The organism is uncultured Roseibium sp. (assembly GCF_947496995.1).
Lineage (GTDB): Bacteria > Pseudomonadota > Alphaproteobacteria > Rhizobiales > Stappiaceae > Roseibium.
Map to the genome: position 1 here is coordinate 286,163 of NZ_CANMFD010000003.1, position 25,291 is coordinate 311,453.

Sequence of the window (25,291 nt, forward strand, 5' to 3'; positions counted from 1 at the left end):
GAAAACCATGATCTGGATCGATACGGATATGGGTTTCGACGATATTCTGGCGGTGATGATAATCGCCGACCAGCGGGATATATCCGGCATTTCACTGGTTTTCGGCAACGCTCCGCTCGAACAGGTCCGCAAAAATGCGGCCGGGGCCCGTGCTCTGCTGGGCTGGCGGACGCCAATGCATACAGGCGCGGCACAGGCCATCCTGGGCGAGACGATCACGCCCGGTCATGTGCTTGGCCCGACCGGCATCCCGACCCGGGGCGCCCGGCTCCCGGAATGTCCGCCCGTTCCGGAGTCTCCCGCCCAGGCCGCCTTGTGCGCCTGGCTGGAAAGCCTTGACGCGCCGGGAGAAGTCCTGGCGCTCGGCCCCCTGACCAATCTTGCCATTCTGGCCCTCTCCCGGCCGGACCTTCTGACGAAGATCGCCAAGATCACCTGGATGGGTGGCGGTGCGGGCCGTGGCAATCAGACCCCTTCCGCCGAGTTCAACGCCTTTGCGGACCCCGAGGCGGTGCAGATCGTCGTCAACAGCGGCGTCCCCCTGGACATCCTCGATCTGGAATTGTGCCGTCAGGTTCTGATCGGACCGAACGACCTTCGGCCGCTGGAGGCATCCGGCACGGAAAAAGGCCGTGTGCTGGCCGATCTCTGCGGTGCCTATGTGGATATCGCCCTTGAGAGGGGACGGGAGAAAATGGCTGTTTACGATCCTTGCGCGGCGGCGGCCCTGATCATTCCCGAAGCCTTCACATTCGCCCCCGGCTTCGTCGCGGTCGAACTCACAGGCACGCATACGCGCGGCAGGACGGTCCTTGATCAACGGCCCGGGATCACGCCGAACTGCCGCTGGGCGATGCATGCGGACGCGCCCCGCGTTCTCTCGCTCGCACTGAAGACGCTGCAAAAGGCAGCCCTTTCATGACCGACACCGCAAACGAACCCGCAGACCTCGCCGCCCGCCCCTTGCGGGACCGGGCCGTAAGGGCAGCCAAGGGCCTTGAACCTTTCGATCTCCTGATAAGAGGCGGCACGCTCGTCGATGCGGTCACCGGCGAGCTGAGGCAAGCCGATATCGGTGTATGCGGAGCCATTATCGCCAGCGTTCACGACACCGGCACGCGCGACGATGCAGCAAAGATCATCGATGCCGCCGGGCTGTTCGTCTCCCCCGGTCTCATCGACACTCACATGCATGTGGAAAGCTCCATGGTCACCCCGGCAGGCTACGCCGAAGCGGTGCTGCCCCGAGGAGTGACCACCATCATCTGGGACCCGCACGAACTGGCGAATGTTCATGGTCTGGCGGGTGTCGACTGGGCCATTGAGGCTTCACTGCCCCTGCCCTTGCGGATCCTGCTGCTTGCCCCGTCCTGCGTCCCCTCCGCGCCCGGACTGGAGAGATCGGGGGCGGATTTCGCGCGCGCGGAACTGCAGGACCTGCTCGAACGCGAAGCCATCGCCGGCGTCGCCGAAGTCATGAACATGCAAGGCGTGATCGATCGCGCCCCGCGCATGACGGACGTGGTGCAGGCGGGCCTTGAAAGCGGCAAGCTTGTCTGCGGTCACGCCCGGGGCCTGGAAGGAGCGGATCTCAATGCCTTCATGGCGGCGGGGATCACTTCCGACCACGAACTGACTTCCGGCGCGGATCTGATACGCAAGCTCCGGGCCGGACTGACCATCGAGCTGCGCGGCTCGCATGATCATTTACTGCCGGAATTCGTGGAGACCCTCAACGCGCTCGCTGCCCTGCCTTCCACGCTGACGCTGTGCACGGACGATGTCTTCCCCGACGATCTTCACGCCACCGGCGGCCTCAACGACGTCGTCGCCCGTCTCGTCCGCTACGGCCTGTCACCGGTGAGGGCAATTCAAGCGGCCACCCTCAACGCCGCGCACCGGCTTGGACGCGCCGATCTCGGTCTCATCGCTCCGGGCCGGCGGGCGGATATCGCGCTGTTTGAAGATCTTGAGAACTTTGTCACGGTGAAGGTTATCGCCAACGGCGTTGCCGTCGCGGAAAACGGCACCCTGACGGCACCGCTCGTCGGCACGGACCCGGCGCTGTTACGAAACTCCGTTCATTGCACGCAGGTCACTGCGGAGGATTTCAAGGTCCGCTCAAGCGGCAGGAGCGTCGAGGTCGCGACCATCGACCGGCCCCGGTTCACACGCTGGGGCACCGCCATTACAGAGGTCGAGAACGGCTGTGTCGTTCCCCCGCAAGGCGCCACCCTGATGAGCGTCATCCACCGTCACGGACGCGGCGATGCCGGCCCGGCAACCGGCTACCTCACATCCTGGGGAACATGGCGGGGCGCGTTCTGCACCACGGTCTCGCACGACAGCCACAACGTCACGGTCTTCGGCGGCAACGAGGAAGACATGGCGGTTGCGGCGAACTGGGTGATTTCCCGACAAGGCGGTATGGCCGTTGCCAAAGACGGAAAGATCCTCGCCGGACTCGCCCTGTCGCTTTCCGGCCTGATCACCGACGCACCGCTGAGTGAAACGGCCCGCGACTTTGCGGCTATCCGGAAAGCCATGGAAGAGATCGTTACCTGGAAGCCACCCTACCTGGTCTTCAAGGCCTGCTTCGGCGCCACACTCGCCTGCAACGCCGGCCCGCATCTGACCGACATGGGCCTTGCCGATGCCACCCTCGCCGAACCAATGAAAAATCCGGTCCTGAAGATCGTCAGCTAGCTTCAATGATGTTGGCTCCGGACTCCATCGGTGCAATACACTCCGGATCGACTGATTTGCGAGACCGGCTTCACGCCAACTCGACCGCTACCCCGCCAATTCGCCTTCGGTCAGCCGAACCCAGAAACTGACGCCGGTCTCGATGGCCGCGTCGTTGAAATCATACGCGGTGTTGTGGTGAAGCGCGCCATCGACGGCAGGTCCATTGCCGAGCCAGACATAAGAGCCCGGAACCTCCTGGGAGAAAAACGCAAAATCATCGCCTGCGGTGGACGGCGGAAAATCGGTGCGCACCTTGTTGCCGCAAACCGCGCGTGCGGCCGCGAGCGCGCGCTCCGTGACATCCGGATTGTTCACCACGGGCGGAATCCGACGGATGAAATCATAGTCGGCGGTGATCCCGAACATGACGGCAACACCGCGGGCAAGGCGGCCGATTTCCGCCTCGAGCTGATCCCGGACTGCCGGCGAATAGGCCCGCGCCGTCCCGCCGATTTCAACGAAGTCCGGAATGACGTTGAGGGCATTGGGGTCCCCGGCATGAACGGAACAGGCGCTGACGACCGCGGGCTGGAGAGGATCCACAACCCGGCCGACAACCGTCTGAAGGCTCGCCAGAAAATGGCCGCAGGCCGTCACCGGGTCCTTGCCCAGATGCGGCTTGGCGCCATGAGTTCCGACCCCTTTGAATACGACCTTCCAGCTGTCGGAGGACGCAAGCTGCGGGCCTGCCGTAACCGCCATTTCATCCACGGCAAGGCCGGGCATGTTGTGCAGGCCGTAGACCGCATCACAGGGAAAGAGATCAAAGAGGCCGTCCTCGACCATTTTCCGCGCCCCGCCCCGGCCTTCCTCCGCCGGCTGGAAGATGAAATGGACTGTGCCGTTGAAATTCCGGGTTCGTGCCAGATACCGCGCGGCGCCCGCCAGCAGGGTGGTGTGGCCATCGTGGCCGCAGGCATGCATCTTGCCCGGAACCGAGGATTTGTACGGACGGTCCGCCGTCTCCGGCATGGCAAGGGCATCCATGTCCGCGCGCAGGCCGATGCGGCGCGGGCCGTTGCCGTTCGTCAACGTGCCGACAATGCCCGTACCGCCGAGGCCTCGGTGGATGGTTACCCCGGCCTCTTTGAGAAGATCGGCCACGATGGCGCTTGTGCGCACTTCCTCAAAACCAAGCTCGGGATGGGTATGCAGGTCATGCCGGAGGTTCTTGAGAAATGTCAGTTCCTCCGCGTCCAGCGATATCTTGGTCATCGGATGTGTTGATCCTTTCGAGGAGAAAAAGGCTGAACCCCGTTCCGGACCGGACAAGGCGGCCAGGATCTGATAGATCCCGGAAAAAGCGGATTTATCATAGTCGAACCCCGGAAAGCAGACAATGATCGGCAATATCTTCGAAAAAGAACCCCATGTTTTCTGGCAGGAAACCGCTCCGGCGGGGACATATGACACCGCACCGCCGGAAGGGCACCGGATCTTCTTTCCCGCGTTGTTGCCGGACGGAGGCCAGCTCGCCCTGCCGATCCGCGAACTGGCGGATGGCCAGTCGGCTCTGGCATCTCTTATCGTCAACCAGGCATCCTTCGAAGTCGTTGACCGGCTGGCCACGGCACTTGCCGATCTTGCCCGTCCCTTCTCGCCTGAGGTGGTGGTCGGCCTGCCGACGCTCGGCCTGCCGACGCTCGGCCTGACCCTGGCAGCTCCCGCCGCGCGCAACCTCGGCCACAGCCGCTTCGTGCCCTTGAGCACCTCGCGCAAGTTCTGGTACCGGGAGGACCTCTCCGTTCCCCTGCGCTCGATCACCAGCCCGGACCAGACGAAACGCCTTTATCTCGACCCGCGCATGCTGCCGCTCCTGAAGGGCAAGCGGGTACTGCTGGTCGACGATGTCCTGAGCAGCGGCACATCCATTCTCGCAGGCCTTCGCCTGCTCAAGCTTTGCGGTATCGAACCGGTGGCCATCGGTGCCGCCATGCTTCAGACGATGCGCTGGAAAGAAGCGCTGGAGCAGGAGGCAAGCGGCCTTTCGGAGCGCGTTGTCGGCGTCTTCAGAACACCGAAGCTCACCCGCCACCCCGGCGGCGGATGGCAGCCGGAAGCGTTGGACAAATCAGCCTGAACCGACAACAGGTTCCAGCCTTTGCCCGTCCGGAGCGAAGAGATGCACCTTGTCCAGCTCCATTGCGATGTGGACGGGATCGCCTGTCTTCAGTGGAAAATGTCCGTGCTGGCGGACAAGCACCTGGCCGATGTCCGGCACCCGCGCGTGAATATTCGTGTCCGACCCCAGATGCTCGACCAGTTCCGCCGTTCCGGAGAAATGCGCGGCCGCTTCCGGAACGATGTTCAGATGCTCGGGCCGCACGCCCAGATCGCTGGCCGAGGCATGACCCGTTCCCGGCGAGATCCCGATCAACGTTCCGTCTTTCAGAAGAACGCCCTTGTCCGCCGGAGCGACCTCCAAAATGTTCATGGTCGGAGAACCGATGAACTGGGCGACGAACCGGTTGGCCGGACGCTCATAAAGATCCAGCGGTGTGCCAACCTGCTGTATCTTGCCCGCGTTCAGAACCACGATCCTGTCGGCGAGCGTGAGCGCCTCGACCTGATCGTGCGTGACGTAAATCATGGTCGTTTCCAGGCGCTGATGCAGCCGGGCGATTTCCAGGCGCATCTCGACCCGCAGCGCGGCATCCAGGTTGGACAGCGGTTCGTCGAACAGGAAGGCGCTCGGATCGCGGACAATTGCCCGGCCCATGGCGACACGCTGGCGCTGACCGCCGGACAGGGCCTTGGGCAGACGGGCGGTCAACGACGTGAGACCGAGCGTCTTTGCCGCGTCATGCACCTTCCCGGCCCGCTCCTGCGAAGGCGCTTTGCGGATTTCGAGCGAAAAACCCATGTTGCGGGCAACGTCCATATGCGGATACAGCGCGTAGGACTGGAACACCATCGCCATGTCCCGATCGCGTGGCTGCACCTCGTTCATGCGCCGCCCATCGACCCGGAACTCGCCGTCCGTGATCGGCTCCAGACCGGCGATCATGCGCAGAAGCGTCGATTTTCCGCAGCCGGACGGGCCGACCAGCACAATGAATTCGCCGTCCTCGATCTCCAGATTGATATCCCGCATGACTTCAACGGGACCATAGTTCTTGGCGATGTTCTGCAGTTCAATGCGTGCCATGCTGAAACGCCTACCCCTTGACGGCCCCGGAGGTCAGCCCCTGGACCAGATACCGCTGGATGAAGATGAAGAAGAGGCAGGACGGCACCAGCGCAAGCACGCCGGCCGCCATCATCTGCCCCCAGTCGACCGAGAATTTCGAAACGAACGTCAGCAGCCCGACCGGGAAGGTCATGGTGTCGTTCGAGTTGATCAGCATGAGCGCGAACAGCAGTTCGCTCCAGGCTGCCGTGAAGATGAACCCCAGCGTCGCGCCGAGGCCCGGCAAGGTCAGCGGCAGGACGATCTTGCGCAGCGCCTGAAAGCGGGTGCAGCCGTCCATCATGCCCGCCTCCTCCAGATCCTTCGGAATGCCGTCGAAGAAGGACTGCATCAGGAAGGTTGCGAAAGGTATGTTGAAGGCCGTGTAGACGATGATCAGGCTGGTAAGGGAATTGAGCAGCCCGACCGCCGCGACGATCTTGTAGATCGGGGCGATGATCATCAGCAGCGGGAACATCTGCGTGATCAGCATGATGGCCACCACAAGCCGCTTGCCGCGAAAGGTGAAGCGCGAAAAGGCGTAGCCGGCCGCTGCCGCGATGCAGGTCGTGATCGCGGCGGTGGTGAGCGACACGACAAGGCTGTTCCGGAAATAATACAGGAAGTCCGTCGCCACCAGAACCGTGCGGAAATTCTCAAGCGTGAAGCTGCTCGGAACCAGCGCGGTTCCTTCCGTGTAGATCAACTTGTCCGGCGTGACCGCGATCTTGGCGAGCCAGTAGAGCGGAAACAGGGCGAAGCCGACATACAGCGCCAGGGCCAGATATTTGCCGGTGACCGCCAGGGGCGAACTGTGACGATGCACACTCATGACGAACCTCAGATCTTGACCAGCTTGCGGCGCAACACCAGCAGAACCGCGGCGTAGACGAGCAGCAGACCCAGCAGCGCGACGGCAATCGCCGAGGCATAGCCGAAGTCGAGCTTCCGGAACGCGGTGGTGAAAATGTAGGTCGACAGGATCTGTGTCGAATTGGCCGGCCCTCCCCCCGTCATCACGAAGATCAGATCTGCGAAATTCGCGATCCAGATCGTCCTGAGCATGACGGTAATGGCGATCATCGGCGCCAGAAACGGCAGGGTGATCTTGGTGAACATCTGCCAGGCCGATGCACCGTCGATCTCCGCCGCCTCATAGAGTTCACCGGGGATCGACTGCAGGGCTGCCAGAAGAGTGATCGCGAAAAACGGAATGCCGAACCAGACGTTGGCGGTGATCGGCCCCCACATGGCAAGGTTCGGGTCGCCCATGATGTTGAACGGCTCGGGCAGTATGCCCAGCGCCGCGAGCCAGTGCGGCAACGGGCCGATGGTGGGGTTGAAAAGCCAGGCCCAGGTCAGGGCAGACAGGAAGGTCGGCACTGCCCAGGGCAGGAAGACAAGAGCCTGAACCAGTCGCTTGCCATGAAAGCTCGTGTTGAGCAGCAGCGCCAGGCCGAGACCGAGAAAGAACTGGAACGTGATCGACCCGGCCGTCCACCAGAAGGTGTTGGTCAGCGCCAGCCAGAATTTCCGGTCGCTCCACAGGGAGCGAAAATTATCCAGCCCCGCCCAGCCCGTATCGAGCGGACGCAGAAGATTGACCGACTGGAACGCATAGGAGATCCCGATGACCAGCGGAACCAGCATCACCAACGCGATCAGGATGAGCGCGGGCGAAAGATAGACATAGGGCTCCACCATGTAGCGCAGGTAGAAGGATGGCCGCGCCCGGGATGCCCCGGGCGCGGAAGGGTTTCTTGCCGTCATTGCGCGGCTTTCCACCGGCCGTACTCTTCTGTCAGGAATTCGGCCCAGGTATCGGCCATTTCCTGTGCGCTGATCTGGCCAAGCAGGGCTTCCTGGCTGGTTTCCAGAGCGATGGAGTCGGCGAAATACCCGAACTGATCCAGATACGTGGGCATGACCGTCGGGATATATTCATCTCCGTTCAGCGTATCGAACCAGCCGGCGAACTGCTCGGTCTGGAAGTGAGGATCCTGGTCCGCTCCTTCATGGATCGGAATGACGCCGACGCGCTTGGCCCAGTCCTTGTTGGCTTCGGGGCTGGAAAGATGCGCGATGAGCTTCCAGGACAGGTCCTCGTTGTCCGTGCTGTCGAACATCGCCCAGCCTGCGAAACCGATGGTCGGAAATGCCTTGCCCGCCGGACCGACCGGCATCGGAACAACGGCGAAGTCTTCCGCGTCCATCCGCTCGGCAACCGCGATCAGCGCGTCCGGGTCCTGGTCCAGGAACGCACAGGTCCCCGAATAGAAACCGGCAACGATTTCGTTGAAGCCCCAACTCACGGAATCCTTCGGCGCATAGCCGTTCTGATACATGTCGATCAGGAACTGCAGCCCCTCGACGGACCCCGGCTGGTTGAGCGTGCTCTTGCCGTCTTCGTCGAAGAACGTGTTGTCGCCGTTCATGGTCGCGGCCATCATGATCCAGCCGTTCAGACCGCCCGGTCCGCCGCGCAGGCAATAGCCGTATTTGCCGTCCAGCTCGGATACCGCCTTGGAGGCCGCCATGAAGTCTTCCATGGTTCTCGGCGGTGCATCGACACCCGCTTCCTCAAGCAGCTTCTTGTTGTAGAACAGGGCCCGCAGATAGAAACCGTACGGGATCATCCGGGCGCTTTCTCCGTCCGTCTGTCGTCCCATGTCCAGGGTCTTCTGGGTCAGCGTCTTGCCGTGTTCCCATTCCGCGATCCGGCTGTTCAGATCGACAAGCTTGTCCTTGTAGATCCCCGCCCAGCGGTCCGGCATTTCCACCACGTCGGGAATGTCTCCCCCCGCCACCATGGTCGCGAATTTCTCGAACGCCTGACCCCAGGGCAGCGAGACGATCTCGACTTCGGTTCCCGGATTGGCCGCTTCGAAAGCGTCAACCTGCTTCTGAAGAACTGCCGTCCGCTCGGGACTTGTGATGACTTCCACAAGCTTCAGGGTCTCTGCACCAGCCGCTGATCCGGCAAGAAATGCCAGTGCGCTGATAGCTCCTATTAGTCCCCTCATAATCTGCTCCGCTCCTCTTTGGTTATATTTGAAAGCGCCGTCTTGTTAGCGAACGCTTGCTCTCAGGGCCGCCTCGAAGTCGGTCCAAAGATCGTTGGGGTCCTCAAGACCCAGGCTCAGGCGCACGACCCTGTCGGAGACGCCAAAGCGTTGCATGGAATTCTGTTCGCCGGCCTGCCTCAGCCCGATCCGCGTCGGCAGGATCAGGCTCTCGAAGCCGCCCCAGCTGACGCCGAGGCGGAACAGCTTCAGCCTGTCCGCAAGACCCGGGATATCGACGCTCTCATCCAGTTCGACCGACAGCAGACCCGAGCGTCCGCTCAGGCCCGGCACCATGTTGGGGCCTGGCGACATGACGGCGGTAACGTTCGGATGGCAGGACAGCCTGTCGACGAAGAGGTTCGCCGACGCCTCGTGGTGGCGCATGCGGGCACCCAGCGTACGCAGGCCTCGTGTCAGCAGAAACGCCTCGAAGGGCGCAAGTTTGCCGCCCAGCAGCGTCAGAGTCAGGTCGCGGATCCGGTTGATGAGGTCGGCGCGGGCGATCACCACGCCGGCGACCGTATCCGAATGGCCCGACAAATATTTCGATGCCGAGTGAATAACGATATCGATACCCAGCGTCAGCGGCCGCTGGAACATAGGCGTCGCCCAGGAATTGTCCACGGCCGTCAGCGTTCCGTGCCGCCTGGCATGAGCCGCCACCGCCGCAAGATCCATCGTCTGGAAGACAACCGAGTTCGGGCTTTCCAGATAGGCAAGCTTCACCCCTTCGAGCAGGTCCGGATCGTTCTGGAATGCCTCGACGGAATGATAGGAAACCTCGACACCGAAGGGACGCAGCATCCGCTCGAACAGCCGGTAGGCATCCGGATAGACATGCTCCACACACGCGATGCGGTCCCCCGGCTGCACGAAGGCAAACACCGTCGAGGAGATGGCCGCCATGCCGGACGCGAAACCGACAGCGGCTTCCCCCTCCTCCGCAGCCGCCACCAGGGCCTCGAAGGCGGCAACGGTCGGGTTCTGGACCCGCGTATAGAGCGGATCGGACGTCCGCCCCGCCATCCGGTCCTCGAAGGCCTGATAACTGTCGAAGGTGAACAGCGAAGTCTGCACGATAGGCGGCACCGCGGCCCCACCAAAGCCGGTGGCTGCCGCTGCCAGCAGCGTATCGATGGAATAGGGATCCGGCCCGGTCTCAGCCATTGTGTTCCTCGGAAATTTTCTGCGTTTCGGTGCAGACCATGTCGATGATCGTTGCGGTCAGCCGGGCAGCTTCATCCTCGTCCCCGGCGATGATCGCATCGGCCAGCGGACGGTGAATCGGAATGGTGTCCTTGCCGAGATGGGCTTTGCCGAACGGCGTGTCGTAGATGTCGTGGAAGCACTTCTGGATCTGATCGACGAATTGGCGGAACAGGGGATTGCCCGTGGCGTCGTGAATGGCGTTGTGAAACCGGTGATCGGCCGGACGCCAGTCCTCACCCGCCTCGAAGACCGCCATCAGCTCCGCCGCGCGCGCATTGATGAGCTTGCGTTGTTCGGTAGTGGCGAGACGGGCCGCGATCCGCACCGCCTCGATCTCGAGTGGGCGCCGCACCTGCAGCATGCGCAATAGGCTGATCGCCTCATGCTTGATTGTGAGCGCCACGCGAACCGTGTTGCGGGAGATCTCCGCCGTGAGCCGGGTCCCTGCCCCCTTGTTGCGGCTGACGACACCCATGCTTTCCCAGGTTTTCAGGGTCTCGCGGATGGTCGAGCGGCCAAAACCGAGGCGCTGCACCAGATCGAGTTCAGGCGGCAGGCGGTCGCCGACCTTCAACCCTTCGTCCTCGATCAGCCTGATGAGAGCACGCGGCACGTCCCACGGCTCGTCATCCCGGTCTGTCCTCTTGTCGAAACGTTTCACAGCTGGGTTCTGCGGCATGGACCGGGGATGACCTTTCTCAGTGTTCTTATTCACGATAGCACTTTGTCTGACATTGTAAATACTTTGTCAGACAAAGTTTCTGAGACACTAAGAAACTAAACAAGATACTGATATTTATAACTTTTTATGGAAATAGAATCTGCGATCCGGCAGAATTCCGGCCAGGTAGCCGCGGCAGATCAGAGAACAGCGAGCAGGCCACCCACGGAAGTACACGCGCAAAAACAACCCGGCCGGCAACCGTTGCGGATGCCGGCCGGGGTGTCCGGAAAAGATCGAAATGTTGCAGGTGCCGCCCGGCGTGAAAGGTCTCTGAAGACACCGCTTATCTCGAGGTGGATGCCTTCAGTCGGGAGGAAGTGGCCTCAGTCAGACCGGGCGGCGTTCGCGAAAGTCACATGCTCGGATAGCCATCGATGACATTCCGGTAGAAAGCCGCGATATCCTTCGAGGCTTCCAGATCCGGGTGCATCTCGTCGGTCCAGCGGCCGCGAACGATGTTGCGAATGTCGACGACCGTCACATTGGCATGTTTTTCGGAAACCTCTTCCAGCATGCCGTAGAACCGGTCGATGACATGGGCCAGGATTTCCGCGATCAGTTCCTTGTCAGCCCCCATGTCGAAGCTCCGCCGCACGAACGGCCTGCCGAGCCACGGACCATCGGCGCGGGCCACGGGATAGTCGTAACCGTGGACAAGCATCTGCGTTCCGGGCGATGTGTTTCTGACGTACCGCGCGATGTCCAGATATCCCTCCTTGAGCTTGGCCAGGATGGCATCGAGCCTGTCGGGCATCAGGTAGTCCTCGGGCTTGCCTGACCCGTTCCCGGCGCTGCGGTCCTTCAGCAGCTTTTGCAAGACGCCGCAGCCAAGGATTTCGTTGCCTCCGCCGGAAAAGACGAAATAGTCGAACCCACCCTTGTCGATATGCAGCTTGAAGGGTTTCCTTTCGACCACCTGATCGAACGTGATGCTCGGCCAGGCTGTGCTCGCGGTCTCGTAGTAACCTTCCAGGACATCGAAGAAAGTCTTGTTGTACCCGAGGAAGCGAGACACTTCGATCAGGACGTTGACCCAGGCGTCGCCGCCGGCGCAGACCGTGGTCGGCGAACGCCGGATCCTGTGCGCAAGTTCATCGTCACCCTTGCCGATTGCGGACCATTCCACCGCCACCTGCTCCGGTGTCAGGGGCGCCCTGTTGTCATCCAGGATGTGATAAACAAGGCATTTGTTCGGATCTTTTTCAAATCTCGTGTTGTTCAGTACCGTTGCTTCCAGGATTTCAGCGTACATGTCTACCTCCTAAGCCGGGCAGATTGCAGTAGTCAGCGCGTGCAGGAACCGCGGGGTCCGCAAGCAGTATTGCGCGGTCAAGCGGTCGATGGGGCACGTCACCCAAGAGCATGGTTCCATGCGGCGCCTCAGCAGACGAGCGGACGCGGCGTGAAACCGGAACATTTCGGGGGCCCTGCGATTGAACTGACATCTTTCCGTTCCTGCCAACAATGTGGCCTGCTCCTTGAGGCATGACGGTCCCTCGAGCCGCCTGATCCCAGGCGGCACCGGAAAACAATTTGTCATGTTGCCAAGGAGAGGTCGTTCAAAGCGAAATCATATGATCTCGAGACAACTCTCTAATACCGGAGCCGCATCATTGCGCCTTCCGACAATAGTAATAATAAGCAATTCTGATTTGGATGCTCGTGAGAAAAGCGTGAATGAAACGTTCGAAAAACAAATGGCCCGGTGAATACCGGGCCAGATCGATATTATAAATTACTTTATATTATAAGGGAGCCACCGAGGCGGGCATAAATTTCTTTATCACCCCCAGGTAGATCCACCTTCTTCAACAAGGGAAGGTAGTTATCCTCCTCGGCCTTCGCGACTTCCTCTTGGGAACTGATTGCGAAAGCTTCCGAAAGCCGCCGTGCCACCAGGGGAGCAGCAACACTCGTTCCCTGCACGACCGCGTAGGACCCGCTGCGGGTCCCCGCCCCGATCATCCCCGGCAGAACGCTCGAACGGTCCGACTGCGCGGTACAGTCGACCGTGCCGACCGGATTATCCGGAGAAACCTTGCCCGCGGAGCTGTAGTGGGACGGGATGGGCTGCTCCGGATCCCACGCGTTCGCGGCAGAGGGCATGCATCCGGAAACAATCAGCGTTGTTTCGCCGGTCGCCATGCCATTGAGACTTCCAAATCGGCGGACATGACCGTCGGTCTCATCCGTTTGGGATTGCTCACCGCGATCGTTGTAGGAGCGATAATCGGGATCGTTCAGATAGCTCTGCCGACTCCCCTTTTGAAAAGCCTCCAGATCGAGGTCGCGTTGAACCCATAGATTGATCGGTGGATGGTCAGCAGGCGCGCCCTTTCCACGCCTCAGTTTGACCTGCCAGTCACCTGCAGGAGCTGCAGGGAGATCCATGTCGTCCGGTTCACTCGGCGCCAGCGCGATCAGCACACGCCAGCGCCCGGACGAACGATGGTTGTCGACACTCATCTGACCGACATGCGGGGCGGGGTGCCGGTTACCGAGCCGCACAACTTCGAAATTCCGCGGATCGCCATCTTCGAAATCCGCATTCGGCCTGAGCTTCAGCGCAGCCTGTGCCTTGTTGAATGGCCCCTTGAGCTCGACTGTGAATTGGCCCGGATCAAACCCGGCAGGAAACCAGATCTCCAGGTAGTTGGACGTCCGGTCGCTCGGCTGAACAGTCCAGGTAAATTCAAATGCACCCGATTTGAGGTCTTCCGCGGTAATTTCACCATGCAGGCGCTGCAGATGGGTATTGCCTGATGGAATGACGACTGCGGTCGGCCTTCCGAGCGCACGTCGTTTTCCCACGATCTCGTTGATTGCCGCTTCAAGCTCGCTCGCCCCGTCATGTCCACCTGCGGAAAACCCGTAGCTGAAATTGATGGTAACGCGAATGTCCGCAACCCCATAGCCTGCAGCGATCCTCTCGGCCCGTTCCAGGATATAGTGAACCGCCGAAAGCATGTACATGTCTTTGCCGAAGCTTGACGTATCCCACGAGAGGGTGTTGGGAAGCTGCACCGCGATCAGTCGGGTTTCCTCCGGTGAGGTGGTGAACTTGCTCGGGTCATGACCTGCCGCGACATCCATGACGTGAGCACCGTGCGTGGCGAGCCGATTGATGGCCGCGGGTGATCCGAACTGTTCGGAGGACGCGCCTGTCGCCGCATAGAGCGCATCCTCGTCCTCATGGTCACGGATGAACCCTTCGATCACGTCACGGGTGTATTCCCTGCCGAAAAGAACACTCGGGATCTCGGCTTCGGGATCCTTGTCGGCAGACTGGACCCAGCAGAACTCCAGCCGGGTCCTGAGACCGTCGGCAGCCCGGAAATTGCGATGAGCAAAGGGAATCCCGTCGTCGATGACCGCCAGAACGTTGATGACCTTGCCCTGGCTGTTTTCTTTAACCTTGGGATCCGGAGACCAGTCCGGATCCGCGAGATCCGCGCCGGCATCATCATGCATGTTGGCGGGAGCTACCGGAAACGCCATCCTGTAACGGGGCGCGTCAATCCCAGGAGACTGCACGGCCTGCTGAAGGTCGCCCTTCAAATTCTGAAAGCCGATCTCCCCATCCCCCTTGTTTTCGACGACAAGAGGCCAGAACCGCAAGGGAATGTTTTCGCTCCTGCCCCACACCGTCGGCAACCACACCCGGCGACCGGCCTTCGAAGCCGCGCTTGCAGGAAGCTCAGGCTTCCTCGGTGACGGATGCTCGGCGAGAGCCGTCAGAAACTGGCTGTCGTTCTTGCGGAAGACAGGAAAGGCATAGGGCCTGCCGATCCCGAAATTCCAGGCTTCATAAGGGCCGAAATAGCTCTCGAGCGCAGAGACGGTATTCCCGTCGCTGCCTGAGGTGCTTGTGTCGTTCATGTCCCTGCTCCCGCTTAAAGGTCGAACTCGCCGACGGCTTTTTCCCAGAGCCATTCAAACAGGGAACTCTTGTCGACCTTGCAGTTCTGGAGCTCACTCACGCCATGATCTTTCCAGGCAGGATCCCGGTATTGGGAAAGCATGAAATCGGAATCGGCCTTCGCTTCATATTTCAGACCGGTCATGAGCTGTGAAATGCCGCATTTGTTCAGGATGATTTCGCCGACCATTTTACCGAGCAACGCTCCCGCCCAACTGTCGACAGGATAGTGCACGCCGGCGACAGTCCGGCTCACCGCAACCCGTTCGGCCTGTTTACGCACCAGTTTCTTGCGCTTGTCCGGATCCGGATAGTGCGATGCCGTCGCATCGATCAGGCCTTCCAGTACACGGGCAACCGCAAAGGCTTCCGTGGCGTGGGCGCTGGGGAAACTGCCATGCCCCGGGGTGGTGATCATCGGCAGAATCATCGCGTCCACCCGGTCGGGCCTGCGAATGGCCAGGTGGTGTTTGGCAATCATTGCCACATGCGAGGCCAGAACCTGCGTGATCGAGATAAGCTCCATAGTGCTTTGGTTCCGCGCCGGATATAGCCCCAGGATCATGGCGAAATAGGGCGTCGGAAACCCGAGCTGGCTGAGGATTTCAGGAGTTCGTTCGGGTCGCTGATCCATGTAGGAACGGACGATCTTCGCCTGTTCTACAAACACGGACATCTCCGGCCGGACCAGTTCGAAGAATGCCTGCTCCTGCCCACCGCGCGCACGGTGAGACAATACAACAGCTCCTCCCGGTTCGGCCTTGATGTTCCAGTGCAACTCACTCAGGAAATCGCTGAGATAAAGCGATGCCCTGACCCAGTCAGCCCAATGATCAAGATTGTCGGTAGACGAGTATTTGAGTTCACCGGGCGTATGCGCCGCTGCACTTCCAGCTGCATGGGCAATCGCCTGCGCACTCGTCTGCAGTCCCTGAACTGTCAGCGGGTCGAGCGCCGGACCTGCTCCTGCGCCCAGAAAGCTACCGATTCCCGTCAGGCCACCAATCCCACCGATGCCACCGATCCCGCCAATGCCACCGATCCCACCAATTCCTCCAATGCCGCCGATACCGCCAATACCACCAAAATAGGCCATGCCACCCTCCGTTTATAAATCCAATATTCAAAAACCCACCGCAGTCAGTGCAAGCGCGGCATTTTTTCCAATTTGATAATCTGCTGCAGGATGTGCACGCATGTAATTCTCAACTGAAAAGTCCGGTTGCCTACGGCGAAGTTCAGCAGCAACTTCTTTTGCTTCTTCTGTCCTATCCAAAAAATGAAGCGCAGTTATCTTGGCGCGCAATGTCGACAAATGGCGCTGATTACGCTCCAGCGACATATCGGCAAACTTCAAGGCCTGCCCGTAATCCTCTGCCGACAGATAAGCCGTAGCGCAAAGGGAATCGAAAAAGTATTTGAACGGGTCGATCGGGGAAAGCTGACGTGCTTTTTCCGCAGCGTGAATCGCCTGTTGTCCGGCGTCCTGAAATGCAAACAAGGCCCCCCGCAACAGCCAGGACAGCGCTTCATTCGGATTCTCGGCAAGAGCCATTCCGTAGCGGTCGGAAGCAACATCCAGCCTTCTGAGCAGGTTGTTATGGGCAAAACCGTCAATCGTCAGGCAGAACGCATTCTCAGGATCGATATCGAGCGCCTTTGCCGTACTGCCGACGGCGCTTTTGGTATCTTGCGCCGGGTCCGAACTCCATCCGTTGACGACGCTCAGAATGTGCCATTTGCCGCGCCAGGCAAGCACCTCAGCCGACCTTGGAGACCGTCTGACCGCCTCGTCAAGCAACTCGCGGGACTGGGCAAAGTCACGGAGAGTCGTTCTGTGCATCAGGCTGACGCCGGCCATGAGCAGTCTGTGGTCGGCGATTTCGGTGATGGGACGTCCGCGAACGTAATTCAGGGTATCGGACGCAATGGCGCTGCCGACTGCCTGAACAATGTTGGTGAGTCCTTGACCCGCGTCACTGATGAAATCCCTGAACTTCCCGCTGAAGCGGCGGGTCCACAGGATCCGACCCGATCTGGCATCCAGGAAATCGACATCCGTGATTACCTGATCGTCCAGCCTGTGAATGTTGCCACTCACGCAATAGTCGACACCGAGCTTGTCACGAATGACGTCGATATCGATCCGCCTTCCTGAGAAGGCGCGGCTCGAGAGGTGGGAAATGACAGACAGAAGATTGGTTCGCGAAAGAGACCGGCAGATCTCTTCGGCGAACCAGTCTCCAAGAACGGACAGCTCCGGATTGTTCTCGATACTGAGCAACGGCAACACCGTGACAGTGGGCACAGGCGGGTGTGGCTGGGAAGAGGATGCCGGACGGAACAGGGAGTAGATCTGATCCGGCTGCGCCCTGATCCCGTTACACCAGTCGATGAAGTCCGGCGACTGGATATCCAGCCCTTCAAGAAAGGTCCCCTGTCCGGGTTTGCCCACGAAAGTAACCTTGCCGAGATCGAGCGTGACCTCGGAATTGTTGGTGGTGATCAGTTGGCCGTAATAGGGACCCATGGCGGATTTGATATCGGAAAGGGCACGGCGCAGGCTTTGGCGGCCCGTGTCGTAGCACGCAACCCCCCAAAGCGTTTCCTGCAGGAAGGTCCGGCTTCTGCAACCGTGCGGGGCCGTCGCCAGTAAAGCGAAGATCGCACGGTGCTTTTTGCCGGTTATCTCGAACGCTCCGGGTTCAGCGGAACGGACGAAACAGGACCCGAACAGGTTTATTTCCAATACCCTGGCGCACATAGCCCATTGCCTCGACAAAAATGCGGAGTTTTATAAAACAGCAGTTCCCTGACGGAACCAATAGGTTCACACTTTTTTCACGCTCGCAACTGGCGACATGCCCCTAAACTCTCCCCATCATGAACTTAAGAGTGAGCAGGTGAATTGTCAGCCGAGAGCACGAACATTGATGATGTCGCGGATATCGTCGATTTCTTCCTTGCATGGAATCATCACCGACAAACCGTGATTCAGATCTGCGAAATCGGCCATTTGAGCGAACCGCAGAAGAAAACGTTATCCTGGCTGGTGAAGATGGCTGACCGGGTAAGTCTTTCGGATCTTGAAAAAGAGGATCGCGACTAGATTGATTTTGAAGCGGCAGAGCCTCTGGCCTGCCCTCGACCGTGATCAGAATGCTCCAGGCCCGCAAGCATCGTTTGACGCCGGGCCGGACAGACAGAGACAGTAGCACCCGTGTATGCGGGCGAGCTTTACTGTGCGCAACGCTGCGTAAGCGAAGCTAACGCAAAGCAAATGTAAAAATATAATTGACAATTTGAAAGATTAGAAGTATTGTAAAGGAGCACTTAAGGGATAAGGAAGTGCAGTTGATTTTCAATATGGATTTTTTTTAGAAGATATTCAGTGGCGGAGGCGTTCTCCGCCACAATTTTTGTAAAATAATTAAATCAACTTTAAAAATATTTTCAAGAGTCTTGAACTATCAAGTATCAATGGAAAATATTTCTCAATTTTAGCGCGACCGATCTGTTCGAAGGAAGATCCTCCCTTCGCCACGCTCAGCCAATCTGAGCGGTGGCTTCGATCTCGATCAGCGCCTCGTCCTCGATCAGTCCGGCGACCACGACAACCGACATGGCCGGAAAATGCCTTCCGAAGACACGGCGATAGGCTTCGCCGACTTCCTTCTGGCGTGCCATATATGTCCGCTTGTCGGTGATGAACCAGGTAAGCCGCACGATATCGGTGACCTCACCTCCCGCCTCTTTGACGATGGCAGCGATATTTGCGAGCGTTTGTTCCATCTGGGCCACAAAGTCGCCGCTCTCGAAGACCTGATCCGCGTTCCAGCCTATCTGGCCACCGATATGGAGCGTTCGCCCTTCGGTCAGCACACCGTTTGCGTAACCCTTTGCGGGAACCCAGCCCTGCGGCTGAATGATCTTGGACGGCATCTCTCACACTCCCTGCAGCTTGCGACGAAATCCGGTCTGCCGTTCGGCACGGGCGGCGGACATGCGATCACTTGAACCCGATATCGCCCGTGGAGGGAGAGCCGTGCGCAAGCGTTGGACAGAGGTTGCCATTGTTCCTGTTCTTCCCTTTTCCGGTCTGGACCAATTCAGCTTCGGTCAGACTCCTATGTATTGATGCGTGACGTCGTCCGTCAGGCCGGCGATCGGGCCGGCCCACACGGATCTGCCGCGCTCCAGGATCACCGCCCTGTCGCTGATCTCCCGCAGTTCCCGGATCGACTTGTCGATCACAAGGATCGAAAGACCCGTTTCGCACTTCAACTGACGGACGACGGCCCAGATTTCCTGACGGATAATCGGCGCAAGCCCCTCGGTGGCTTCGTCGAGGATCAGAAGTTTCGGATTGGTCATCAGCGCCCGACCAATCGCCAGCATCTGCTGCTCACCACCGGAAAGCGACGACGCTCGCTGCCCGCGCCGTTCTCCCAGGCGCGGGAACAGCTCGATGACCCGTTCGAAGGTCCAGGCACCACGTCGCGCCGCGGCTGTCAGGTTTTCATGAACCGTAAGACTGCCGAAGCAGCGGCGGCCTTCCGGAACAAGGCCGAGGCCCAGCCGCGCAGCGCGGTGGCTGGCCAGATGCGTCAGATCATTTCCGTCGAACGTCAGAACTCCCGACGCGGGCAGCATCCGGCAGATGCATTTGACCGTTGTGCTTTTGCCCATGCCGTTGCGGCCGAGCAGGGAAACCACCTCCCCTTCGCCGATATCGAGGTCCACGCCGAAGAGAGCCTGGCTGGCGCCATAGGAAGCGGTGACATTTTCAAGCGACAGCAGGCTCATGCCTCATCTCCCAGATAGGCTTCGCGCACCGCGGCGTTGGCGCGGATTTCCTCCACGGACCCGGTAGCGATCACTTCGCCATAGACCAGCACGCTGATCCTGTCGGCCAGGGAGAAAACCGCATCCATGTCGTGTTCCACCAGAAGGATCGGCGCTTCGTGGCGCAACCGATCCAGGAAACCGGTCAAAAGCCTAGAGCCTTCCGGGCCCATTCCGGCCATCGGCTCGTCCATCACCAGGGCTTTCGGACGCAGCGTCAGCGCCACCGCGACTTCAAGCTGGCGGCGCTGGCCGTGGCTGAGTTCCGCAGTGCGATGGCGGGCAAGGTCCTCAAGACCGACGCGGAGCAGCGCCTCCTCGGCTGTTTGCGTAAGCGACCTGTCGTGCAATGCATCTTTCCAGAACCGCCAGGGTTTGCCGCTGGCGCCCAGGGCTCCCAGAACGGCGTTCTGCAGCACCGTGTCTTCCATCGCCAGAGAGGAAATCTGGAACGTCCGGCCGAGCCCCGCCCGGGCCCGCAGCCGCGTGGCGTCATGGGTAACGTCCTTGCCCAGAAGGTGAACGGACCCGGTATCCGGTTTGAGCGTCCCGCAGATCTGCCCGATCAGCGTCGATTTGCCTGCGCCGTTCGGCCCGATGATGGCGTGGATTTCTCCAGGCCTCAGATCAAGCGAGATATTCTGACTGGCCCGCAGGGCGCCGAAACTCTTGCAGATGCCCCGCGTTTCCAGAACCGGCATTTGCGGGACCGATGTTGCCGAAACAGGTTGCTCAGTCATGAACCGCCTCCCGTCCCGCGACCAGCCCGATCAGTCCGCCCCGGGCGAACAGCACGATCAGCAGCAGCAACAGCCCCAGATAGATGTGCCAGAACTCGCTGAGCCCGCCGAGCCAGTGTTCCAGCGCAACGAAGACCAGCGCTCCGACCACAGGTCCGAACAACCGACCGACCCCGCCCAGAATAACGAAGATCATGATCTCGCCACTTGTCTGCCAGCTGAACATCACCGGACTGACGAACCGGTTGAGATCCGCGAACAGGGCTCCGGCCAGTCCGGCTATAGCGCCTGACAGCACAAAGGCAACGAGGCGCAGACGCGCCGGGTCGAGACCGACAGTCTCCACGCGGAGCGGCGCCTGGCGCGCCGCATTCAGTGCCAGCCCGAACGGCGAATTGGCCAGACGCCAGGCAAAGGCCAGCACCAGGCACAGAAGCCCCAGGCACAGCCCGTAGAACTGGATCGGGTCGAGCGTGTTCAGGCCCGGGAAGCCGTTGCGCACATAGATCGACAAGCCGTCCTCGCCGCCGTATTCCGACCAGGAAATGGCGAAGAAGAAGAACATCTGCCCGAAGGCCAGCGTGATCATGATGAAGTAGACGCCGGCCGTGCGCAGGGACAGGATGCCGATCACCAGCGCGGCCAGGGACGACACGACAATCGCGGTCAACCAGATGACCGGCATCGACTTGGTGCCCTCGATCAGCAAGGGCCATTCGGCGAGAGACATATAGGTTTGCGCATGATAGGCGAGAATGCCCATCGAATACCCGCCAAGCCCGAAGAATACGGCGTGCCCCAGACTGACCAGACCGCCAAGTCCCAGCGCGATATTCAGCCCGACGGCCGCGATGGCGAAGATCGCCGCCCGGGTCATAAGAGTGATGGTAAAAGGCTCGTCCGCAACAACCGCCCAGAGCGGGATCGCCACGAACAGCGCCAGGGTGAATGCATTCACATAGGTTTCTCTGGTCATGCCCGCGCTCCGAACAGCCCTGCAGGCTTGAGAACCAGCACGGCGGCCATCAGCACGTAAATCGCCATGGAGGCCAGCGAGGAGCCGACCGAGGTCGCCGTTGAAGGATCGAAGAAGAGTTTCATGACTTCCGGCAGGAAGATACCGCCCAGCGTATCGGTCAGCCCGACGAGGAGGGCTCCGATCAGAGCCCCCTTGATGGAGCCGATGCCGCCGATGACGATGACGACGAAAGCCATGATCAGAACCGGTTCGCCCATGCCGACCTGCACCGACTGAATGGCTCCGACCAGCGCTCCGGCAAAGCCGGCAAGCGCCGCGCCAAGCGCGAAGACGATCGTATAGAGTTTGGCGATATCGATCCCGAGGGCGGCAATCATCTCCCGGTCATTCTCCCCGGCGCGGATCTGCACACCGAGCCGGGTTTTCGAAATCAGCAGATAGAGCCCCAGCCCGACCGCAAGCCCGATGACGATGAGCGCAAGCCGGTAGAGCGGATACTGGATGCCGCCAGGCAGCGTAATCGGGCCGGACAGATAGTCCGGCACGTCCAGGAACAGCGGGAAAGACCCGAAGAGCCAGCGGGTGCCTTCCGAGAAGATCAGGATCAGGGCGAAGGTCGCCAGCACCTGGTCCAGATGGTCCTTCCGGTAGAGCCGCCTTATGACGACCAGCTCAACAAGCGCACCGGCAAGAGCGGCCCCTGCGAGCGCGGCGATCAGGCCAAGCAGGAAAGATCCGGTCAGACCGGCAACCGCAGCCGCGCAAAAAGCGCCGATCATGTACAGCGACCCATGGGCAAGATTGATCAGCCCCATGACGCCGAAGATCAGCGTCAGCCCCGCCGCCATCAGAAACAGCATGATGCCGAACTGAAGACCGTTCAAAATCTGCTCTATGAGCAATATCAGTGACATGAACCCCCGCCCCTGGAGCATCAAAAACGATTGGCAGTCCGCGGCCCGTTTCCGGGCCGCGGACTCAGTGTCTTACATGTCGCATTCGGCCCAATAGGCATCCGCATGGCTGGTCAGCGCCGTGCCGATGATCTTGTTGGTGTAGACATCGCCTTCCTTGATCACCTCACGGACATGAATGTCCTGGATCGGGTGATGGTTCGGACCGAACCGGAAGTTGCCCCGTGTGGACTTGAAGTTGGCCTCTTCCAGCGCCTCGCGGAATGCGTCCGCATCGCTCACGTCCGCCTTAGCCATTGCCGACAGCAGAAGGTTGGCCGTGTCGAAGCCCTGCGAGGCATAAAGCGACGGCAGCCGGCCGTATTCGGCCTGGAAGCTCTCGACAAACGCCTTGTTGGTCTCGTTGGCGATGTCCTTGCTCCACTGGCTGGTGTTCTTCACACCCAGCGCCGCGTCGCCAACCGCCTGCAGGATGCCCTGGTCGAACGAAAACGCAGGACCCACCACCGGAAGATCGATGCCGCTGTCCTTGTACTGCTTCAGAAACGAGATCCCCATGCCGCCCGGCAGGAAGAAGAACACGCTGTCCGCCCCCGATGCCCGGATCTGGGCGAGTTCGGCCGCATAATCGGTCTGGCCGAGCTTGGTGTAGATCTCCCCGGCAAGCTCGCCCTTGTAGAAGCGCTTGTAGCCGGTCAGCGCGTCCTTGCCCGCCGGATAGTTCGGCGCCAGGATGAAGCTCTTCTTCATGTCGGCGAAATTGGCGTAGGCGCCCGCGCCTTCATGCAGGTTGTCGTTCTGCCAGGCGACGTTGAAATAGTTCGGGTGGCAGCCCTTGCCCGCCAGTGCCGACGGACCCGCATTGGGCGACAGGTAGAATTTGCCCTGAGCCGTGACCGAAGGAATGACTGCCATGGCCAGGTTCGACCAGACGATGCCGGTCATCACGTCGACCTTGTCGGACTGGACCATCTTGTCGGCCAGTTGCACGGCCACATCCGGCTTGCGCTGATCGTCCTCGACGATCACCTCGATATCGCTGTTGCCGGACTGTTTCACAGCCAGCAGGAAGCCGTCACGCACATCGATCCCGAGACCGGCACCACCGCCCGAAAGCGTCGTGATCATGCCAACCTTCACAGGATCTGCCTGGGCGTTCGTCAGCCCCAGGGCCAGGACGGCTGTCGCCGCCATCGTCATAACCTTCATTTCAAACTCCTCTCGATACTGAACCAGCGGTTCCCGCATGTTTTTATTTTACTGTCCGGTGCTTGTTTCAGTCTTTCCGGACAGGTCTGGGCAGTCGTCTGTTTCTTCCCTTGCCGCGTGCCCGCGTGGCAAAGGTGTCTCCTTTCGGCTTACGCCGGCGGCCGCAGCCGGAATCTCTGGATCTTGCCGGTCTCCGTCTTCGGCAATGTGTCCGTAAACACGACCGAACGCGGATATTTATACGGAGCGATCATTGCCTTGACATGGTCCTGCAACGCTTTGCGCAGGTCTTCCCCCGGCTCGGCTCCCTCGTTCAGCACCACATGGGCTTCAACGATGGCGCCACGGGCCTCGTCAGCAACGCCGATGACGGCACATTCCAGAACCGCCGGATGCGCCAGCAGCGCCGCCTCGACTTCCGGACCGGCGATGTTGTAACCGCCGGAGATGATCATGTCGTCGTTGCGGGCGGCGAAATGCAGATAACCGTCCGCGCTCATGGAAAAGCTGTCGCCGGTGATATTCCAGCCGTCGACGACATATTGTCCCTGTCGCTCATCCGCCAGATAGCGGCAACCCGTCGGCCCGCGCACGGCGAGCCGCCCGACCTCACCCGCCGGAACCGGCTGACCGTCCATCCCCACGACCCTGACCTCGTAGCCCGTCACCGGTTTGCCGGTGCAGGCGGGCTTGTGATCCTCGAAGCGGTTGGAAACGAAGATATGCAGCATCTCCGTGGCGCCGATGCCGTCCAGCATCGGCTTGCCGGTCTTTTCCATCCAGGCATCGTAAACCGGCGCCGGCAAGGTCTCGCCTGCCGAAACCGCGGCGCGCAAAGAGGACAGGTCCGCCCCTTCGTCCATCGCCTTCAGCATCACCCGGTAGGCGGTCGGCGCCGTGAAGCAGACGGTGGCCTTGTATTTCTGGATGATCTCGATCATCTGCGGCGGCGAAGCGTTTTCCAGCAGCGTTGCCGCCGCGCCGAAGCGCAGCGGAAAGATGGCCAGACCGCCGAGACCGAATGTGAAGGCCAGCGGCGGCGAGCCCACGAAAACGTCTTCCGGCGTCACGCCCAGCACTTCCTTCGCGTAGCCGTCGGCGATGATCAGCAGGTCGCGGTGAAAATGCATCGTCGCCTTCGGCGTCCCGGTCGACCCGGAAGTGAACCCGAGCAGGGCGACGTCGTCGCGGCCGGTCTGCACCGCGTCATAGTTCACGGATTTTTCCAGCCCCAGCCGGTCCAGCTCCGCATCGTGATTGGAGGTGCCGTCGAAGCCGACGACCTTCTTCAGATAGGAGGATGTCTTGGCGCAGGTGACCAGTTCTTCCATCAATCGCGTGTCGCACAGCGCGAATTCGATCTCCGCCTTGTCGACCACCTTGGAAAGCTCGCCCGACCGCAGCATCGGCATGGTGTTGACGACCACCGCCCCCGCTTTCGTGGCGGCAAGCCAGCAGGCCACCATGGCCGGATTGTTGGCGGACCGGATCAGCACCCGGTTTCCGGGCTGCACACCGAGATCCTCGCTCAGGACATGAGCCAGGCGGTTGGTCCAGTCTGCCAGTTCCTTGTAGGTCCGCCGACGGCCGTTGCCGATCAGCGCCGTGTGGTCGCCGAACCCCTTCTCGACCATTCGGTCGGTCAGTTCCACCGCCGCGTTGAGGCGCTCCGGATAGGAGAAGCCATCGAGCAGAAACTCGGGCCAGGCGTCTTCGGGCGGCAGGTTGTCCCGCGTGAAGGTATCGGTATGTGCGGAAGGACCAAGCATG

The 25,291-nt window shown here is 60.6% G+C and carries 22 protein-coding genes; 4 read left to right on the forward strand and 18 right to left on the reverse strand.

Annotated features, from left to right (window positions below):
- The first annotated feature begins 7 nt into the window (after positions 1 to 7).
- Together Q1B40_RS14155 and Q1B40_RS14160 are read left to right on the forward strand one after the other, a co-directional pair.
- Positions 8 to 922 (forward strand): nucleoside hydrolase, encoded by a 915-nt coding sequence (locus Q1B40_RS14155; RefSeq protein WP_299815742.1) that lies wholly within the window; start codon positions 8 to 10, stop codon positions 920 to 922.
- Positions 919 to 2,706 (forward strand): adenine deaminase, encoded by a 1,788-nt coding sequence (locus Q1B40_RS14160; protein ID WP_299815745.1) that lies wholly within the window; start codon positions 919 to 921, stop codon positions 2,704 to 2,706. The genes Q1B40_RS14155 and Q1B40_RS14160 overlap by 4 nt, the downstream gene beginning before the upstream one ends.
- 87 nt (positions 2,707 to 2,793) lie before the next feature.
- Here the strand turns inward: Q1B40_RS14160 and Q1B40_RS14165 are convergent, their stop codons facing one another.
- The gene (locus tag Q1B40_RS14165; protein ID WP_299815748.1) at positions 2,794 to 3,963 is read right to left on the reverse strand and encodes a M20 aminoacylase family protein; all 1,170 of its coding nucleotides are present in this window, start codon (positions 3,961 to 3,963) and stop codon (positions 2,794 to 2,796) included.
- Between the two features lie 124 nt (positions 3,964 to 4,087).
- Between Q1B40_RS14165 and Q1B40_RS14170 the strand changes: the two genes are divergently transcribed.
- Positions 4,088 to 4,828, forward strand: coding sequence for a phosphoribosyltransferase (locus tag Q1B40_RS14170; RefSeq protein ID WP_299815751.1), 741 nt, complete (start codon positions 4,088 to 4,090; stop codon positions 4,826 to 4,828).
- Here Q1B40_RS14170 and Q1B40_RS14175 read toward each other — a convergent pair.
- The 10 genes from Q1B40_RS14175 to Q1B40_RS14220 all read right to left on the reverse strand — a co-directional run bounded on the left by Q1B40_RS14175 (position 4,820) and on the right by Q1B40_RS14220 (position 17,364).
- Entirely contained in the window at positions 4,820 to 5,896 is a 1,077-nt protein-coding gene (locus tag Q1B40_RS14175; protein WP_299815754.1) for an ABC transporter ATP-binding protein, read from the reverse strand. The two genes, Q1B40_RS14170 and Q1B40_RS14175, sit on opposite strands and share 9 nt — an antisense overlap.
- A 10-nt stretch (positions 5,897 to 5,906) precedes the next feature.
- A complete protein-coding gene (locus Q1B40_RS14180) occupies positions 5,907 to 6,749 on the reverse strand; it encodes a carbohydrate ABC transporter permease (protein ID WP_299815757.1) in 843 nt (280 codons plus the stop codon).
- An 8-nt stretch (positions 6,750 to 6,757) separates the two neighbouring features.
- Positions 6,758 to 7,621, reverse strand: coding sequence for a carbohydrate ABC transporter permease (locus tag Q1B40_RS14185; RefSeq protein ID WP_299816534.1), 864 nt, complete (start codon positions 7,619 to 7,621; stop codon positions 6,758 to 6,760).
- A 62-nt stretch (positions 7,622 to 7,683) separates the two neighbouring features.
- Positions 7,684 to 8,940 carry a sugar ABC transporter substrate-binding protein gene (locus Q1B40_RS14190; RefSeq protein WP_299815760.1) on the reverse strand — a complete coding sequence of 419 codons (1,257 nt, stop codon included), beginning with the start codon at positions 8,938 to 8,940 and terminating at the stop codon, positions 7,684 to 7,686.
- Between the two features lie 45 nt (positions 8,941 to 8,985).
- Entirely contained in the window at positions 8,986 to 10,149 is a 1,164-nt protein-coding gene (locus tag Q1B40_RS14195; RefSeq protein ID WP_299815763.1) for an aminotransferase class I/II-fold pyridoxal phosphate-dependent enzyme, read from the reverse strand.
- Positions 10,142 to 10,870 (reverse strand): FadR/GntR family transcriptional regulator, encoded by a 729-nt coding sequence (locus Q1B40_RS14200; protein WP_299815766.1) that lies wholly within the window; start codon positions 10,868 to 10,870, stop codon positions 10,142 to 10,144. Before Q1B40_RS14200 ends, Q1B40_RS14195 begins: the two co-directional genes overlap by 8 nt.
- 397 nt (positions 10,871 to 11,267) lie before the next feature.
- Positions 11,268 to 12,167 (reverse strand): hypothetical protein, encoded by a 900-nt coding sequence (locus Q1B40_RS14205; RefSeq protein WP_299815769.1) that lies wholly within the window; start codon positions 12,165 to 12,167, stop codon positions 11,268 to 11,270.
- Between the two features lie 488 nt (positions 12,168 to 12,655).
- Positions 12,656 to 14,794 carry a S8 family serine peptidase gene (locus Q1B40_RS14210; RefSeq protein WP_299815773.1) on the reverse strand — a complete coding sequence of 713 codons (2,139 nt, stop codon included), beginning with the start codon at positions 14,792 to 14,794 and terminating at the stop codon, positions 12,656 to 12,658.
- Positions 14,795 to 14,808: 14 nt separating this feature from the next.
- The gene (locus tag Q1B40_RS14215) at positions 14,809 to 15,930 is read right to left on the reverse strand and encodes a phosphatase PAP2 family protein (RefSeq protein WP_299815776.1); all 1,122 of its coding nucleotides are present in this window, start codon (positions 15,928 to 15,930) and stop codon (positions 14,809 to 14,811) included.
- Between the two features lie 27 nt (positions 15,931 to 15,957).
- A complete protein-coding gene (locus tag Q1B40_RS14220) occupies positions 15,958 to 17,364 on the reverse strand; it encodes a hypothetical protein (protein ID WP_299815779.1) in 1,407 nt (468 codons plus the stop codon).
- A 378-nt stretch (positions 17,365 to 17,742) separates the two neighbouring features.
- Between Q1B40_RS14220 and Q1B40_RS14225 the strand changes: the two genes are divergently transcribed.
- Entirely contained in the window at positions 17,743 to 17,943 is a 201-nt protein-coding gene (locus Q1B40_RS14225) for a hypothetical protein (RefSeq protein ID WP_299815782.1), read from the forward strand.
- Between the two features lie 437 nt (positions 17,944 to 18,380).
- Here the strand turns inward: Q1B40_RS14225 and Q1B40_RS14230 are convergent, their stop codons facing one another.
- From Q1B40_RS14230 to Q1B40_RS14260, 7 genes are all read right to left on the reverse strand, one after another.
- Positions 18,381 to 18,776 carry a RidA family protein gene (locus tag Q1B40_RS14230; RefSeq protein ID WP_299815785.1) on the reverse strand — a complete coding sequence of 132 codons (396 nt, stop codon included), beginning with the start codon at positions 18,774 to 18,776 and terminating at the stop codon, positions 18,381 to 18,383.
- Positions 18,777 to 18,953: 177 nt separating this feature from the next.
- Positions 18,954 to 19,640, reverse strand: coding sequence for an ABC transporter ATP-binding protein (locus tag Q1B40_RS14235; protein WP_299815788.1), 687 nt, complete (start codon positions 19,638 to 19,640; stop codon positions 18,954 to 18,956).
- Positions 19,637 to 20,419 (reverse strand): ABC transporter ATP-binding protein, encoded by a 783-nt coding sequence (locus Q1B40_RS14240; RefSeq protein WP_299815791.1) that lies wholly within the window; start codon positions 20,417 to 20,419, stop codon positions 19,637 to 19,639. The genes Q1B40_RS14235 and Q1B40_RS14240 overlap by 4 nt, the downstream gene beginning before the upstream one ends.
- Positions 20,412 to 21,395, reverse strand: a complete 984-nt coding sequence (locus Q1B40_RS14245) for a branched-chain amino acid ABC transporter permease (protein WP_299815794.1) — start codon at positions 21,393 to 21,395, stop codon at positions 20,412 to 20,414. Before Q1B40_RS14245 ends, Q1B40_RS14240 begins: the two co-directional genes overlap by 8 nt.
- Positions 21,392 to 22,312, reverse strand: a complete 921-nt coding sequence (locus Q1B40_RS14250) for a branched-chain amino acid ABC transporter permease (RefSeq protein ID WP_299815797.1) — start codon at positions 22,310 to 22,312, stop codon at positions 21,392 to 21,394. Before Q1B40_RS14250 ends, Q1B40_RS14245 begins: the two co-directional genes overlap by 4 nt.
- A 72-nt stretch (positions 22,313 to 22,384) precedes the next feature.
- Positions 22,385 to 23,521: an ABC transporter substrate-binding protein gene (locus Q1B40_RS14255; protein WP_299815801.1), complete on the reverse strand. Its 1,137-nt coding sequence runs from the start codon at positions 23,519 to 23,521 to the stop codon at positions 22,385 to 22,387.
- Between the two features lie 149 nt (positions 23,522 to 23,670).
- Positions 23,671 to 25,290, reverse strand: coding sequence for an AMP-binding protein (locus tag Q1B40_RS14260; protein WP_299815804.1), 1,620 nt, complete (start codon positions 25,288 to 25,290; stop codon positions 23,671 to 23,673).
- Between the last annotated feature and the right edge of the window lies 1 nt (position 25,291).